Source organism: Pigmentiphaga litoralis (genome assembly GCF_048632615.1).
GTDB lineage: Bacteria > Pseudomonadota > Gammaproteobacteria > Burkholderiales > Burkholderiaceae_B > Pigmentiphaga > Pigmentiphaga litoralis_B.
The window spans coordinates 4,383,170-4,396,247 of the sequence record NZ_CP184479.1 but is presented as its reverse complement, the minus strand read 5'-3'; the positions used below and the strand labels follow the sequence as shown (position 1 = coordinate 4,396,247).

Annotated in this window: 14 protein-coding genes; 3 read left to right on the top strand and 11 right to left on the bottom strand. The window is 63.9% G+C overall.

The window, feature by feature from the left end:
* Window positions 1-60: 60 nt before the first annotated feature.
* From ACNANG_RS20270 to ACNANG_RS20220, 11 genes are all read right to left on the bottom strand, one after another.
* Window positions 61-1,017, bottom strand: a complete 957-nt coding sequence (locus tag ACNANG_RS20270) for a PDR/VanB family oxidoreductase (RefSeq protein WP_420224518.1) — start codon at window positions 1,015-1,017, stop codon at window positions 61-63.
* Between the two features lie 19 nt (window positions 1,018-1,036).
* Window positions 1,037-1,456: a RidA family protein gene (locus ACNANG_RS20265; protein WP_420224517.1), complete on the bottom strand. Its 420-nt coding sequence runs from the start codon at window positions 1,454-1,456 to the stop codon at window positions 1,037-1,039.
* Window positions 1,453-2,478, bottom strand: a complete 1,026-nt coding sequence (locus ACNANG_RS20260) for a Rieske 2Fe-2S domain-containing protein (RefSeq protein WP_420224516.1) — start codon at window positions 2,476-2,478, stop codon at window positions 1,453-1,455. Before ACNANG_RS20260 ends, ACNANG_RS20265 begins: the two co-directional genes overlap by 4 nt.
* A gap of 15 nt (window positions 2,479-2,493) precedes the next feature.
* Complete coding sequence (locus tag ACNANG_RS20255) at window positions 2,494-2,715, bottom strand: recombinase-like helix-turn-helix domain-containing protein (RefSeq protein ID WP_420224515.1); 222 nt, start codon at window positions 2,713-2,715, stop codon at window positions 2,494-2,496.
* Window positions 2,712-3,062: a hypothetical protein gene (locus ACNANG_RS20250; protein WP_420227606.1), complete on the bottom strand. Its 351-nt coding sequence runs from the start codon at window positions 3,060-3,062 to the stop codon at window positions 2,712-2,714. The genes ACNANG_RS20255 and ACNANG_RS20250 overlap by 4 nt, the downstream gene beginning before the upstream one ends.
* Window positions 3,063-3,082: 20 nt before the next feature.
* A complete protein-coding gene (locus ACNANG_RS20245; protein WP_420224514.1) occupies window positions 3,083-4,045 on the bottom strand; it encodes a VOC family protein in 963 nt (320 codons plus the stop codon).
* Window positions 4,046-4,067: 22 nt separating this feature from the next.
* Window positions 4,068-5,543, bottom strand: a complete 1,476-nt coding sequence (locus tag ACNANG_RS20240) for an aldehyde dehydrogenase (protein ID WP_420224513.1) — start codon at window positions 5,541-5,543, stop codon at window positions 4,068-4,070.
* 3 nt (window positions 5,544-5,546) lie between these two features.
* On the bottom strand, window positions 5,547-7,238 hold the full coding sequence (locus ACNANG_RS20235; RefSeq protein WP_420224512.1) for a thiamine pyrophosphate-binding protein: 1,692 nt from the start codon (window positions 7,236-7,238) through the stop codon (window positions 5,547-5,549).
* Entirely contained in the window at window positions 7,231-8,028 is a 798-nt protein-coding gene (locus ACNANG_RS20230) for an SDR family oxidoreductase (protein WP_420224511.1), read from the bottom strand. The genes ACNANG_RS20235 and ACNANG_RS20230 overlap by 8 nt, the downstream gene beginning before the upstream one ends.
* On the bottom strand, window positions 8,025-8,864 hold the full coding sequence (locus ACNANG_RS20225) for an IclR family transcriptional regulator (RefSeq protein WP_420227605.1): 840 nt from the start codon (window positions 8,862-8,864) through the stop codon (window positions 8,025-8,027). Before ACNANG_RS20225 ends, ACNANG_RS20230 begins: the two co-directional genes overlap by 4 nt.
* Window positions 8,865-9,185: 321 nt before the next feature.
* Window positions 9,186-9,884: a pirin family protein gene (locus tag ACNANG_RS20220; RefSeq protein ID WP_420224510.1), complete on the bottom strand. Its 699-nt coding sequence runs from the start codon at window positions 9,882-9,884 to the stop codon at window positions 9,186-9,188.
* A gap of 132 nt (window positions 9,885-10,016) precedes the next feature.
* Here ACNANG_RS20220 and ACNANG_RS20215 point away from each other — a divergent pair, with 132 nt between their 5' ends.
* From ACNANG_RS20215 to ACNANG_RS20205, 3 genes are read left to right on the top strand one after another with little or no spacing between them, the layout of a single operon-like run.
* The gene (locus ACNANG_RS20215) at window positions 10,017-10,961 is read left to right on the top strand and encodes a LysR family transcriptional regulator (protein ID WP_420224509.1); all 945 of its coding nucleotides are present in this window, start codon (window positions 10,017-10,019) and stop codon (window positions 10,959-10,961) included.
* Complete coding sequence (gene gluQRS / locus ACNANG_RS20210) at window positions 10,958-11,893, top strand: tRNA glutamyl-Q(34) synthetase GluQRS (protein ID WP_420224508.1); 936 nt, start codon at window positions 10,958-10,960, stop codon at window positions 11,891-11,893. Before ACNANG_RS20215 ends, gluQRS begins: the two co-directional genes overlap by 4 nt.
* 49 nt (window positions 11,894-11,942) lie before the next feature.
* Window positions 11,943-13,055, top strand: coding sequence for an L-dopachrome tautomerase-related protein (locus ACNANG_RS20205; RefSeq protein ID WP_420224507.1), 1,113 nt, complete (start codon window positions 11,943-11,945; stop codon window positions 13,053-13,055).
* Window positions 13,056-13,078: the final 23 nt, after the last annotated feature.

The following is a 13,078-nucleotide window of genomic DNA, read 5'->3' as shown; positions in this document are numbered from 1 at the left end:
GTGGACGAAAAAAACCGCGTCCCTGTAAAGGAAACGCGGTTTTCTCCTGCGCGAGATGCCTTACAGATCCAGCACCAGGCTCTTGCCCTTGCAGCCCGACACGCAGACCATCATGGTCTTGTTCGATGCGCGTTCGCGTTCGGTCAGGACCGAGTCGCGATGCTCGGGTTCGCCTTCGATGACCGACGTTTCGCACGCGCCGCACACACCTTCACGGCAGCTGTAGTCGCAATCCACACCGGCGTCCAGCAGCGCGTCCAGCAGCGACTTGCCGGCCGGAATGTCCAGCGTCTTCTTGCTGCGCTTCAGCTCGACACGGTAGGCCGAGTCCTGCGCCGCTTCCACTTCGCCGGCCGCCGCAAAGCGTTCGACGTGCACATTGGGGAAGTTCAGTTCCGCGCACGCAGCTTCGAACGCGTTCAGCATCGGCGTCGGGCCGCAGCAGTAGAAGTGCGTATCGGCCGAATGCTGCGACAGGAAGCCTTTCAGGTCAGGCGGGCCGCCCTTGTCTTCGTCGAAGTGCGTGGTCACCAGCGCTTCGTGGCCCAGCAGCTCTTCCGAGAATGCCGCTTCAGCCTTGGACCGCGCACAGTAGAGCATTTCGACCGGCTTGCCCAGGTCGCGCAGGCGGTTGAACATGCAGTAGATCGGCGTCACGCCAATGCCGCCCGCCACCAGCACCGACCTTGGGGCGATCTCGTCCAGCTTGAAGTTGTTGCGCGGAGGAGAGATCTTGATGATCGTGCCGACACGCAGGTTCTCGTGAACGAACTTCGAGCCGCCGCGGCTGTTCTTGTCGTTCAGTACGCCCACCACATAACGGTTCCGCTCATTCGGCGAATTCCAGAGCGAATAGCTGCGGACCAGACCATTGTCCAAGTGCAGGTCGATGTGCGAACCCGCCTCGAACGGGGGCAGTTCGCCGCCTTCGGCAGCACGAAACTCGATGCTGATGATGCCTTTGGCTTCGTGGCGGATGGTGTGGATCAGGACCGGAATGAGTGAGCTGGTATTCATGGACGGATATCTGGAAGCGTTAGGCGCTTGCGCGCAGGGCGTAATCGAGGCTGGCAAATGCGTCGATTTCCACGGTCAGGCTGGGAAAAACAAGTGCGCTCACCCCGACCAGGGTAGAACAAGGATACGGCACCTGGAAGAATTCTTTCCGGGCCCGTCCGACTTCGTCCTTGTCCTTGATGTCGGTGACGTAAATGACCAGTTTATAAATATTTTCGACCGTACCGCCAGCGGCTTCGACCAGGGCCCGTATTTTGTTCAGGATCACCAGTGTCTGCTCGTACGTACCAAGCGGGGCGTCGACCGTCGATTCGGGGTTCGCGGTGACGCCGGACAACGAGATCTCGTTGCCCCGCACCAGACAGTTGGACCACGTCATCGTGTCGCGTTCGGGAAGCGACGGCGCGATGACGCGGCGGACCGGTGCGGGGGTGCTCATGCCGCCTTGTCTTGCAATTGCGCGAGCTGGGCCGACGCCAGCTTGCGCAGGTGGCGACGCAGACGCACGATGCCGATGTCATGCTGGTACAGGTTCTCGCGCTCGTTGGCGTCGGGTTCCATTTCTTCCAGCATCACGCGGTCCTGTTCCAGCACGGCCCAATGACGGGCTTCCAGCCGGTTCTGATACAGGAAACGCCAGGCATCCCGCTGCCAGCCTTGCACGCGGCGAACGCGCCAGTGGAAGGCGCAGGACAGCTTTTCGCTGATCGGTGTGTACATGCCGACGATGCCGAAGCTGCCGCCGGGGCCGCCAGACTTCGGATAGGGGATCTCGAGCAGCATGTAGTGGATGCCCGTATCGGCCCACTCGGTCCAGTCGAAATTCATGTTCCGCTGGCCCTTCTTTTCGAAGATGAAGCCAGTGGGCGTGTCGCGCACGCCGAATTCGGCAACCGTCGAGCCTTCCGCCATGGAATGCGACTGCTTGTGCAGGTAGGTCCCGTGCATCGGGTCCATCACGTTGTCGATCACGTAGCGGTAGTCACCCTTCCACTCTGCATAGCAAAGGAAGTTGGACCAAGTCGAATCGTCGGTCAGCTGTTCCGGCAGATTCAGCGGCGGCGGCGTGTCGACCTGTTCGCTGCTGTTGTACAGGAAGATGACGCCAGCGGCTTCCTTCAGATGAAAGTAGCGCGCGGCCTGCTTGCCTTCCAGGCTGCAGCCGGGGCTGCCTGGCACGCTGGTCACGACGCCGTCCTTGCGGATCTGAACGCCGTGGTAGCCGCAGGCGATCCGGTCGCCCATCGGGATGCCCTGGGACAGCGGCGCGCCGCGGTGCGGGCAGTGGTCTTCCAGTGCGTACGCCGTACCGTCGGCATCGCGCCAGATGGCGAACTTCTGGCCAAGACGGCGCAGCGAAATCGGCTTGTCGGTCACGAAGTCCGACGGGCAGATGGGGTACCAGAGGTCTTTCAGGCCGACGGCCAACAGCTCGTCAGGCGTTTGGAATTTGGTCTTCATTGCCGTACTCCTGCGTTAGTTGGCGAGCCGCGACAGCTCTTTGGCCAGAATCTCTTCCGTCCATGGACGTGCGTCCATGCCCGGCGGGCCATAGGTATTCAGATATTCGACCAGGCCCGACAACTCCTGAACGCCGCTGGTGAATGCGCGCTCGAGCGAATCACCCAGCAGATTTTCGTACGCGGTCGGCACGCGTTTGCGGGCCTGGTGGGGTTCCAGATAACGATCTTGCATCATTTACCTCCATTTCTCACCCGCTCGCGGATACGTTCGCGAACCGGGACGAAGTCATACGTTGGAAAACATTCGGTGCGGAACACGCCCCAGGCCGACCGTTCGAGTTCGACGTTCACCAGCGGCAGCAAGTGCGCGGGCACGTCGAGCGTCACGATCTGGCCAAATCCCATGGCCACGGTCCAGGAGACCACCTTCACGCCTTCGGGCGGAAAACGTTCCCACCAGTCCGCGTCCTTGAGCTTGGTCTGCACGGCGTCGAGGTTGTTCGACTGATCGTGCTTGAGCAGCACGGTCAGCAGAATATTGGGCGACGGCGCGGCGGCTGGAGCCGATTCGGGCGTGCTCATCATTGGGCTCGGGTCGGACATCAACGCTTGTCGGTCAGGAACTTGCCATCCGGACCCTTGGTGCCGACCTGGCGGCGCGTGTGGCCGTCCAGACCGCCGTCGATCGCCCATTCGGCAAACACGGTCGGGCCCGGTTCGAATTCACGCGCTTCCCATTCGGCGTCCAGGTAGTCGTCATCGGCGTAGTACTCGATCAGGCCGCCGGCCGGCGACTTGAAGTACCAGAAATAGGCCGACGAAATCGGGTGGCGGCCAGGGCCCAGTTGCGTTTCCCAACCAAGGCGCGACATGGCCATGCCGCCGCCGAACACCTCGTGGATATCGCGCACGGCGAACGCCACGTGGTTCAGGCCCGGCTTGCCGTGCGGCGGCTGCAGCAGGAAGATGTCGTGATGACCGCCTTCCGGCGCGCAGCGCAGAAAGGCGCCCTTGTTGGGGTAACGGTCGGAAGCCACGAAACCGAAGTTGTCGGTGTAGAACTTTTCGACGGCGTTCACATCTTTCACGAAGAAGACGACGTGGCCCACTTCGATCGGGGTGGCGCGCTCGTAGATCGGGCTGCGCTGGTTGCGGCGCGACTTGTCGGTCCAGGTGTTCATGCCAGCGACTTCCAGTGCAACGTCAATCTTGCGCGTTTTCTGGAAACGAACCGCCAGGCCGTTCGGATCGGTGCAGCCGATGCGGCCGGCGTTGTCGTTCACGTAGCCCGGCAGATTCTTCACGATGTCGGTAAAGCGCGCGATGACGTCATCGCTCGACACGCCCCACACCACTTCGCGCAGCGTCGGGCCGTCTTCGATGCCGGCTGGCAGGCCCGGGAAGTCGGTCGTCTTGGCGATCACGCGGCAACGGTTCATGGTTTCGAACACCAGCGACTTGTCGGTCTCCTCGACCAGGGTCATGCCCCAGTCGGCGAAGAACTTCTTGCAGGTCGCCAGATCGTCCACGCCGTAGGTGATCTCGTCAATGCCCAGTACATCCATGTTGCTCTCCTGATGCGCCATCTCAGTTTGCCCAGCCCAGTGGCTGCTCGTTGGTGCCCCAATACATGGCCTTCTGTTCCATGTATTGCAAGATGCCCAGGCGGCCTTTTTCGCGGCCCAGACCGCTGTCACGCCACCCGCCGAACGGGGTCGAAATGGAAAACTGCTTGTAGGTGTTGATCCAGACGGTTCCGGCCTGGACTTCGCGGCCAATCTTCCAGGCCTTCTTGAAGTCACGCGTCCAGATGCCGGCTGCCAGCGCGTAGACGCTGTCGTTGGCTTGTTCGATCAGGTCGCGTTCGTTGCTGAAAGGCATGGCGACCAGCACCGGGCCGAAGATTTCTTCCTGGCACGTGCGGTTCTGGTTGTTCAGGCCTTCGATGATCGTAGGACGATAGAAGTAGCCGTTTTCGTGCCCGGCCACACTTGGACGCTCGCCGCCGGTGCGGATGCGGCCGCCTTCGCTTTCGCCCAACGCCACGTACTGCTCGATCGATTCGCGGTGCTTGGCGGTGATCAGCGGACCCATCTGGGTCTTTTCGTCGGCGGGGTCGCCCACGCGCAGGCGCGCGGCGCCGGCGGCCAGGCGGTCCAGCACCTCGTCATAGACGCTGGCGTCGACGAAGAGGCGCGATCCGGCAATGCATGATTCGCCCGACGAACTGAAGATGCCGTAAAGAATGCCATTCACGGCGTGGTCCAGGTCGGCGTCGGCAAAGACCATGGTAGGCGACTTGCCGCCCAGTTCCATCGACACCGGCATCATCTTGTCGGCGGCAATATGGGCAATGTGCTTGCCGGTGGTGGTCCCACCGGTGAACGATACGCGCTTGACCAGCGGATGCTTGGTGATCGCGTCGCCCAGCACCGAGCCCTTGCCCGGCAGCACGCTGATCATGCCCTTGGGCACGCCGGCGGCTTCGCAGATCTTTGCCAGTTCCAGGGCCGCGAGCGGGGTGATCTCGGCGGGTTTGACCACGACGGCATTGCCGGCGGCCAGGGCGGGCGCCATCTTTTGCGCTTCGCTGGCGATCGGCGAATTCCAGGGCGTGATGGCGGCCACCACACCCATCGGCTCGTACACGCTCATGGTGACGAAATCGCCGCGCGACGGCGTGATGGTTTCTTCCAGGGTTTCGCATGCCGCGGCAAAGAACTGGAAGGTGCCCGCGGCGCTGGCCACCAGGCCGCGCGTCTCGTTGATGGGCTTGCCATTGTCCAGCCGCTGCATCTGCGCCAGTTCTTCGGCGCGCTCGCGGATCATCTGCGCGACGCGATACAGCACGGCGGCGCGTTCATGCGGCTTCTTCTGGGCCCAGCCGCTTTCGCGGAAGGCCTTGTGCGCGCCCTGGATGGCTTCTTCGACGTCGTCCAGGCTGGCGGCGTTCAGCCAGGCATGCGGCTCGCCCGTGGCCGGATACAGGGTCGCGTAGCGGTCACCACCGCCCAGCCGCCACTCGCCGGCGATACAAATCGGAAGACTCTTCTCGTTGCTCATGGCTTACGCCTTTGCCTTGTCGGCGGGAACTTTGGACGGCGGCCCGGCGAACGTGGCCTTGAAGCCACCCACCGACAGCATGTCGATTTCGATCAGGAACGGGCCTTCGGTGGTGAAGCCCTTTTCCAGTGCGGCGTCCAGATCGGCCAGGTCGCTGACGCGGGTGTGCGGCAGGTTGATCGACTGCGAGAGCAGCGCGTAGTCGGGGGCGTGCAGCTGCACGTAGTGCTTGCGGCCACCATACACGGCGTCCTGGATGTTCTTGATCACGCCATAGGCCTGGTCGTTCATCAGGATCATGACCACGTCGGCGTCTTCCTGCACCGCGGTGGCGAGTTCGCCCAGGTTCAGGATGAAACCGCCGTCACCGGCCAGCATGACCGTCTTGTTGCCCGACGTGACCGCCGAGCCGATGGCTGCGCCGATACCCATGGCCAGGCCCTGGCCAATGCCGCCGCCCAGGGCGTGCACGCCAGACTTGGAGTCCGCCAGGTTCGGCAGGCGGTTGCCCCACATGCTGTTCGACAGCGTCACGTCACGCACCCAGTTGAAATCGGTGCCTTCGCAGTCCGCGTCGATGCGGGCCTGCAGCTTCTCGATCAGCGTGGCGTAGGGGCCGACGTCGTCCATCAGTTGTTTGAGCGAGTCCTGGCGTGCGCGCTGCACGTCGTCCGCCAGCTTGGCGTCGACCTTCAGCTTGCCTTCCAGGCGGTCGGCCAGGCCCTTCAGGGCCAGCGTCGAATCGCCCGTCACGAAGTAGTCGCTGCGATAACCGCGGCCATCGGCCTGCGGATCGGCGTCGATGCGGTACAGGGTCTTGGGCAGCTTCAGGGCGTACTTGAGCGTCTCGTTGCTGCGCAAGCGCGAACCCACCACCAGCATCGCGTCGGCGGTCTGGTACAGCGCTTCGACAGGCTTGGAGGCCGTAAACGAACCGATGATCGCCGGATCGTTTTCCGGCAGGACGCCGCGGCCCTGCGTGCTGGTCACCACACCGAAGCCCAGACGGGCCAGGCGTCGCACCTGTTCTCCAGCCTGGCGTGCGCCACCGCCCAGCCACAGCAGCGGACGGGTGGCTTTGGACAGGCGGTCGGCCAGCTCGTCCAGCGCGGCTTCGGACGGCACGGCGCTGACGACAGGCAGCGGGTTCAGGTCGGCAGGCATGTCGATCAGCGCTTGCTGCACGTCAATCGGGATTTCGATGCTGACAGGACCCGTCGGCGCGGTCATGGCGATCTGCACGGCACGCTTCAGGACGCCAATGGCGGTTTCCGGCGTGCGGATGCGGAAGGCAGCCTTGGACACGGCGTTCAGCATGTCCAGCTGGTTGTGGGCTTCGTGGATGAAGCCGAGGTTCTGGTCCAGGTACGGGCTGTCGATCTGACCCGTCAGGTGCAGCAGCGGCGTGCCGGCGGTCAGCGCTTCGACCATCGCGCCCGAGGCATTGCCGGCAGCGGTACCGGTGCTGGTGACCGTAACGCCCAGGCCACCGACCGTGCGCGCATAGGCGTCGGCCATGTTGGTGGCGCCGGCTTCCCCGCGCGCCATGACGAAGCGGATGTTGCCGCGTTCGCCGAAAGCATCCAGGATCGGCATGTTGTGGATCGAGATGACACCGAAGGCCGCCTTGACACCACAGTTTTCGAGAAAGGCGGCAATCGCTGCGCCCACGGTAATTTTGTTGGTATCAGGCATGACGGCAGACCCCTCCGGAAACATCGATATGGCTGCCCGTCGTATAGGACGACAAGGGCGTGGCTAGGAAAAAGATGGCGCGCGCAGGTTCTTCAGGGCGGCCGAGGCGGCCCAGGGGAATCTGCTTTTCATTGGCGATGCCGGCGGTCCACGCTTCCCACGACAAGGACTTGTCGGAGCGATTCTCGTAGCGGCGGCGCCATTGGCCCGACTCGACCAGGCCGAGCAGGATGCCGTTGACGCGAATGTGTTTGGCGCTGAGTTCGAAGGCCAGCGAGCGCACCAGGTTGTGGATGCCGGCGCGGGCAGCCGAGGTGGCGACCATGTGGGGCTCGGGCTGGATCGCCAGCAGCGAATTCACGCACACGATCGCGGCATCGCTCGACTGTTCGAGCTGCGGAATGAAGGCGCGCGTTGGGTTGATGACCGAGAAGAACTTGAGCTGCATTTCTTCGAGCCAGGCGGCATTCTCGGTGTTTTCGAACGTCGACACCCGGCCCTGCCCGGCGTTATTCACCAGAATGTTCGCCTTGCCCAGGTTCTGTTCGACCGCAGCCGCAAAGGCCTGCACCTGTTCGGGAACCAGCACGTCGCAGCGATCGGCAAAGATCGTGGCGCCGGGGTACTTGGCCAGCAGGCCTTCGCGCGCGGTGCGCAGCTTGGCTTCATCGCGACCACAGAAAGCAACGGCGGCGCCGGCTTCCAGCAGCAAATCGACGGTGGCCAGGCCGATTCCGGAAGTGCCACCGGTCACGACGGCGACGTTGCCTTTGAGGTTGTACATGGTCATTGAGCAGCGGTTCCGTTGAAAGAAGGGGGAATGCGGGACAAAGATGCATCCGCGCCGGTGTCGGCGGCAAGCCGCGCCGACAGGTCGCTGGCGGCACGGTGCGCGCGCTGGACCAGCACCCGCAGCGCGTCGGCATCGATCCGCGTCTGCGGGATGGTCACACCCAGCGCGGCGACGATCTGGCCATTGCCATCGCGAACGGCAGCGGCAACCGTCGAAATGCCAGGTTCGAAAAAGCCTTCCGAATACACATGACCGCGTGCGCGATCCAGTTCGAGCATGGCCGCCAGCGCGTCGACCGACGTTGGCGTGGATGGGGAATGGGCCGGCAGCGGATGCACCGGGAACAGTCGCCGCAAGGCATTGATGTCCATGTCCTGCAACAACACCCTGCCCAGCGCCGTGGCATGGGCAGGAAGGCGCGTGCCGACGTTGACGGAGCTGGCCAGAGGCCGCTCGGACGCCACCTTGGCGACATAGACGATATGCCCGCCGTCGCGAACCACCAGATGACAGGAATAGTCGCACTCGTTGCGCAACGCTTCAAGCACCGGCAAGCCGTGTTGGGTCAAGGCGAGTGAAGACAGGTATTCGAATCCCAGGCGAAGTACCGACATGCCCAGACCAAATTCCCGCCGGCTATCGGTGCGTGCGACAAACCCCAGATGCTCAAGGGTAGACAAGAGCCGGAATACGGTAGTTCGCGGAACCTGCAGGCGGCGCGCCAATTCCGGCGCGGTCAGGTTGAATTCGCCCTTGCCCACTTCGCACAGGACGCGCAGACCCCGCTCCAGGCCTGGAACCAGATACTTGTCCTGCACGTCGGAGCGGGGCATGGTCATGAAAGGATCAGCGGCGCGATTGGCCAGTCGTTTTGGAGAAGCATTTTGTGTTTCGTATATGAACCATCGGCCCATATATGGAACACGAAACAGATAGTAGCGTGCACACTGCCCTACTGCGACTAGGGTAAACCCTTGCATGTCAAAATGCATGGCCGTTGTTGCCTTGTTGTTGATGCAACAACACGATCTGGAGCGGGGTGCCCAGGCATAGCGGCGTTTTGGCAATGAAAACGGCGGCCATGCAGGCCGCCGTGATGCACCGAGCTATGCAGGTTCGGACTGTGTTGCGCCGCCCGCCCGTCCAGTCGCCGATCAGGGTAGATCGAACACCAGCACTTCAGCCCCCGCCCCTTTGGCAATCGACACTTCCGGTTCGTCTTCCAGCGCCACGGCATCGCCCGCATTCAGCAGCTTTCCGTTGACGCTGGCTTGACCTTGCGCCACATGGACCCATGCCTTGCGGCCAGCCGCCAGGGGCAAGGTCGCGCTTTCCTGACCATCGAACAGACCGACGAACAACCGGGCGTCCTGCCGGATGGCGACGGAACCGTCGGCCGCGTCAGGCGAAGCGACGAGCCGCAGACGGCCGCGCTTGTCTTCAGCCGGAAAATGCCTTTCTTCATAAGCAGGCTCGCCGTCGACTTCGTTCGGCTCGATCCAGATCTGCAACAGGTGCGTCGCATTGGCCGCGTCCGGATTGAACTCGGAATGCTGAACGCCGGTTCCGGCGCTCATGCGCTGCACGTCCCCTGGCCGGATGGTCGAGCCATTGCCCATGCTGTCCTTGTGGGCGACCGCGCCCTCCAGCACATAAGTAATGATCTCCATATTGCGGTGACCGTGCGTGCCAAAGCCCCGTCCGGCGGCGATCACGTCGTCGTTGATCACACGCAGCGGGCCAAAGCCCATGTGCGCCGGATCGTAGTAGCCGGCGAACGAAAAGGTATGGGCGCTCTTGAGCCAGCCGTGGTTGGCCTGACCGCGCTCTTCACTGCGACGAAGGGTAATCATGATGAATGCTCCAGTTGCGGCGCCTGGCTTGCTGCCTTGGCGCGTTTGACGATGGATCCATTGTGGGCGCGCGGCGCGGGGCTGGGTGCCGTATCATTTGACGAAACCATTCAATAAATTTGAACGATAGCCATGCAGTCGCTGACGCCAGAATCCCTCCAGATGATCGACGCGATCGCGCGCCTTGGCAGCTTTGCCAAGGCCGCGCGCGAGCTGGGCAAGGTGCCGTCCGCGGTCACTTATTCCGTTCGCCGCCTGGAAGACGACCTGGATGTGCTGCTGTTCGACCGGTCGGGCCATCGCGCGCAACTGACCCGCGCCGGGTCCGAACTGCTGCGTGAAGGCCGGCATCTGCTCAATGCCTTCGATGCTCTCGCCCACCGGGTCAAGCGGATTGCGACGGGGTGGGAGGTGGAACTTCGCATCGCGGTCAACGCCATCCTATGCGAAGACCCGCTGTTCGACCTGGTGGAAGATTTCCATGCGCTAGGCACCGGCACCCGGCTACGCTTCACGACCGAAGTGCTGCAAGGCAACTGGGACGCCCTGCTCAGCGGCCGGGCGGACCTGGCGATCGGCACCGATGCCGATGGCGCTCCCGCCGAAGGCTTTCATTCCCGCGTGATCGGCCAGATTCCATTCGTGTTCTGCATGGCGCCGCACCATCCGCTGGCCAGCGTGCCCGAGCCGCTGGACCCGGCCGTGATCGAGCGGCATACCGCCGTGGCGGTAGCGGACACATCGCGCCGGCTGCCTGTCATGTCGAAGGGCCTGCTGTCTGTCCAGCACACCCTGACCGTCTCCACCCTGCAGGCCAAGCTGCAGGCGCAATTGCGCGGCCTGGGCTGCGGTTACCTGCCCGAGCCGATGGCCGCGCCCTATCTGTCGCAAGGCCGGCTGGTCGCGCACAGGGTCGACGGCGTGCCGCTGAACGAACGGCTGCTGTACGCCTGGCGCGCGCCGGCGGAAGGCCTGGCCTTGCAATGGTTTTTGAAACGGCTGGAATCGCCCCGGTTGCGGGCGGCCCTGCTGACGCCCCTGCACGCGCACGGGCCGGCCCGCGAGGTGCTGCCATGAACCGCAGCACGTACATCGGGCGCTTCGCACCCAGCCCGAGCGGTCCGCTGCACCAGGGGTCACTGGTGGCTGCACTGGCCAGCTATCTGGACGCGCGCGCGCATGGCGGGCAATGGCTGCTGCGGATCGAAGACCTGGACACGCCGCGGGTCGTCCCTGGCGCCGCCGAACGCATCTGCCGGCAGTTGTCAGGCCTCGGGCTGCACTGGGACGGGCCCGTCCTGGTCCAGTCCGAACGCGACGCCGTGTACCGCGACGCCTTCGACCGCCTGACCCGGGCAGGCCACATCTACGGTTGCGGATGCACGCGCAAGGAAATCGCCGATTCGGTGCTGCGGCGCGATGGCCGCCTGCCCGACGGCGAAGTCCCCTACCCGGGCACCTGCGCCCACGGGCTGCCGCCGGGCCGGCATGCCCGCGCCTGGCGCGTGCGCGTGCCATCAGGCATCGTGCAATTCGAGGACCGATGGGCCGGCTCCCAGCACCAGGACGTGGCTGCGGACGTAGGCGATTTTGTCTTGTTGCGGGCCGACGGCTTGTGGGCTTACCAGTTGGCCGTCGTGGTGGACGACGCGGCGCAGCACATCACCGACGTCGTACGCGGCGCGGACCTGCTGGCGTCAACGCCCCGCCAGCGCGTCCTGCAGCGGCTGCTGGGCATGCCCGAACCTCGCATGATGCACGTCCCCGTCGTGACCAACCTGGATGGGCAGAAACTGTCCAAGCAGACCGGCGCGACCGCCCTGGACCCTGCCCACGCCCTGGACGACCTGCGGGCTGCGGGACGGCACCTGGGATTAGGCGACATTGTCCGCGCCGACGTTGCGAGCTGGCTGACCGAAGCCACTCGGCGGTGGTCGGCAAGGTGGGGGACGGCGCCTAGGCTGGGCACCGATGTTGCTGCGGGTCAGGCACCAACGCGCCGCCGATAGGGCATGCATGGGGCATGTCTTTCACGGCGCCCGCAGCAAGGAGCTTCCGATGCTTCGTTATCCCTTTTCCCATTCTCAGGCCTGCCGGTCCCCGGACGTCGACGTTGCATCGATCGGTTCGTCGGCCGGCGCCGCCGAACTGGAAGTCGTCGCGACGTTCGAGCATCAGGTGACCGGGATCACCGTAACGCCCGACAACCGCTTCTTCGTCAACTTTCCGCGCTGGACCGAAGACGCCCCGATTTCGGTAGCCGAATTGCTGCCAGACGGTTCGCTGCGTCCCTATCCCGACGAGGAGTGGAACAGTTGGCGCAATGCCAAGCGCGACGACATGACCGCCAACGACCATTGGGTCTGCGTGCAGTCCGTCGTTGCCGACCCGCATGGCGACAGTCTTTGGGTGATCGACCCAGGCGCGCCTGCTCAGGCACAGCTGGTGCCCGATGCGCCCAAGCTGGTAAAGATCGATCTGACTTCCGACCGGGTCGTGCAGAACATCGCCTTTGACGAAACCATCGCGCCGCAGGGCAGCTATTTGAACGACATCCGGCTGAGCCCCGACAGGAAGACGGCCTATCTGACCGACTCTGGTGCCCACGGCGCCATTGTCGTCGTGGATCTGCAGGCCGGCACGGCGCGGCGGGTGCTCGATGGTCACCCCAGCACCCAGATCGATACCACCGTGCAGGTCAAGTCCGACGGCAAGCCGCTGCTGATGACCGATGGGCGAGGCGTCGTTTTCTCGTCGGACGGCATTGCCCTGTCACCTGACGGCCAGCATCTGTACTGGCAAGCCGTCAAGGGCAAAACCATTTACCGGATTCCGACCCCGGCCTTGCTGGACACGCAGGCCAGCGAAGACGCCGTTGGGCAACAGGTGGAAAAGGTGGTGGAACATGGTCCGGCCGACGGACTGCATATCGATGCCCAAGGGCGGCTCTACATCACGGCCGTGGAAGACAACGCCGTGTCCATTCTGGAAGACGGCGAAGTGCGCCCTTGGGCGCAGGCACCCGATTTCCGGTGGCCTGACACGTTGGCCGAGGGTCCGGATGGCACGATGTATGTGACCGACTCCCGCATTCCGGACATGAGCTGGTTCGATCCGGACCAACCGATTGCGCTGCCGACCCGGCTGCTGAAGTTTCGCAAGCCGGCTTGAACATCGCGGGAAAGCTTGGGCGC

What these genes read in the sequence shown, in the direction of transcription:
- ACNANG_RS20270 (WP_420224518.1), bottom strand. Translation starts at nt 1,017, where the DNA reads ATGAATACCAGCTCACTCATTCCGGTCCTGATCCACACCATCCGCCAC.
- ACNANG_RS20265 (WP_420224517.1), bottom strand. Translation starts at nt 1,456, where the DNA reads ATGAGCACCCCCGCACCGGTCCGCCGCGTCATCGCGCCGTCGCTTCCC.
- ACNANG_RS20260 (WP_420224516.1), bottom strand. Translation starts at nt 2,478, where the DNA reads ATGAAGACCAAATTCCAAACGCCTGACGAGCTGTTGGCCGTCGGCCTG.
- ACNANG_RS20255 (WP_420224515.1), bottom strand. Translation starts at nt 2,715, where the DNA reads ATGATGCAAGATCGTTATCTGGAACCCCACCAGGCCCGCAAACGCGTG.
- ACNANG_RS20250 (WP_420227606.1), bottom strand. Translation starts at nt 3,062, where the DNA reads ATGAGCACGCCCGAATCGGCTCCAGCCGCCGCGCCGTCGCCCAATATT.
- ACNANG_RS20245 (WP_420224514.1), bottom strand. Translation starts at nt 4,045, where the DNA reads ATGGATGTACTGGGCATTGACGAGATCACCTACGGCGTGGACGATCTG.
- ACNANG_RS20240 (WP_420224513.1), bottom strand. Translation starts at nt 5,543, where the DNA reads ATGAGCAACGAGAAGAGTCTTCCGATTTGTATCGCCGGCGAGTGGCGG.
- ACNANG_RS20235 (WP_420224512.1), bottom strand. Translation starts at nt 7,238, where the DNA reads ATGCCTGATACCAACAAAATTACCGTGGGCGCAGCGATTGCCGCCTTT.
- ACNANG_RS20230 (WP_420224511.1), bottom strand. Translation starts at nt 8,028, where the DNA reads ATGACCATGTACAACCTCAAAGGCAACGTCGCCGTCGTGACCGGTGGC.
- ACNANG_RS20225 (WP_420227605.1), bottom strand. Translation starts at nt 8,864, where the DNA reads ATGCCCCGCTCCGACGTGCAGGACAAGTATCTGGTTCCAGGCCTGGAG.
- ACNANG_RS20220 (WP_420224510.1), bottom strand. Translation starts at nt 9,884, where the DNA reads ATGATTACCCTTCGTCGCAGTGAAGAGCGCGGTCAGGCCAACCACGGC.
- ACNANG_RS20215 (WP_420224509.1), top strand. Translation starts at nt 10,017, where the DNA reads ATGCAGTCGCTGACGCCAGAATCCCTCCAGATGATCGACGCGATCGCG.
- gluQRS (WP_420224508.1), top strand. Translation starts at nt 10,958, where the DNA reads ATGAACCGCAGCACGTACATCGGGCGCTTCGCACCCAGCCCGAGCGGT.
- ACNANG_RS20205 (WP_420224507.1), top strand. Translation starts at nt 11,943, where the DNA reads ATGCTTCGTTATCCCTTTTCCCATTCTCAGGCCTGCCGGTCCCCGGAC.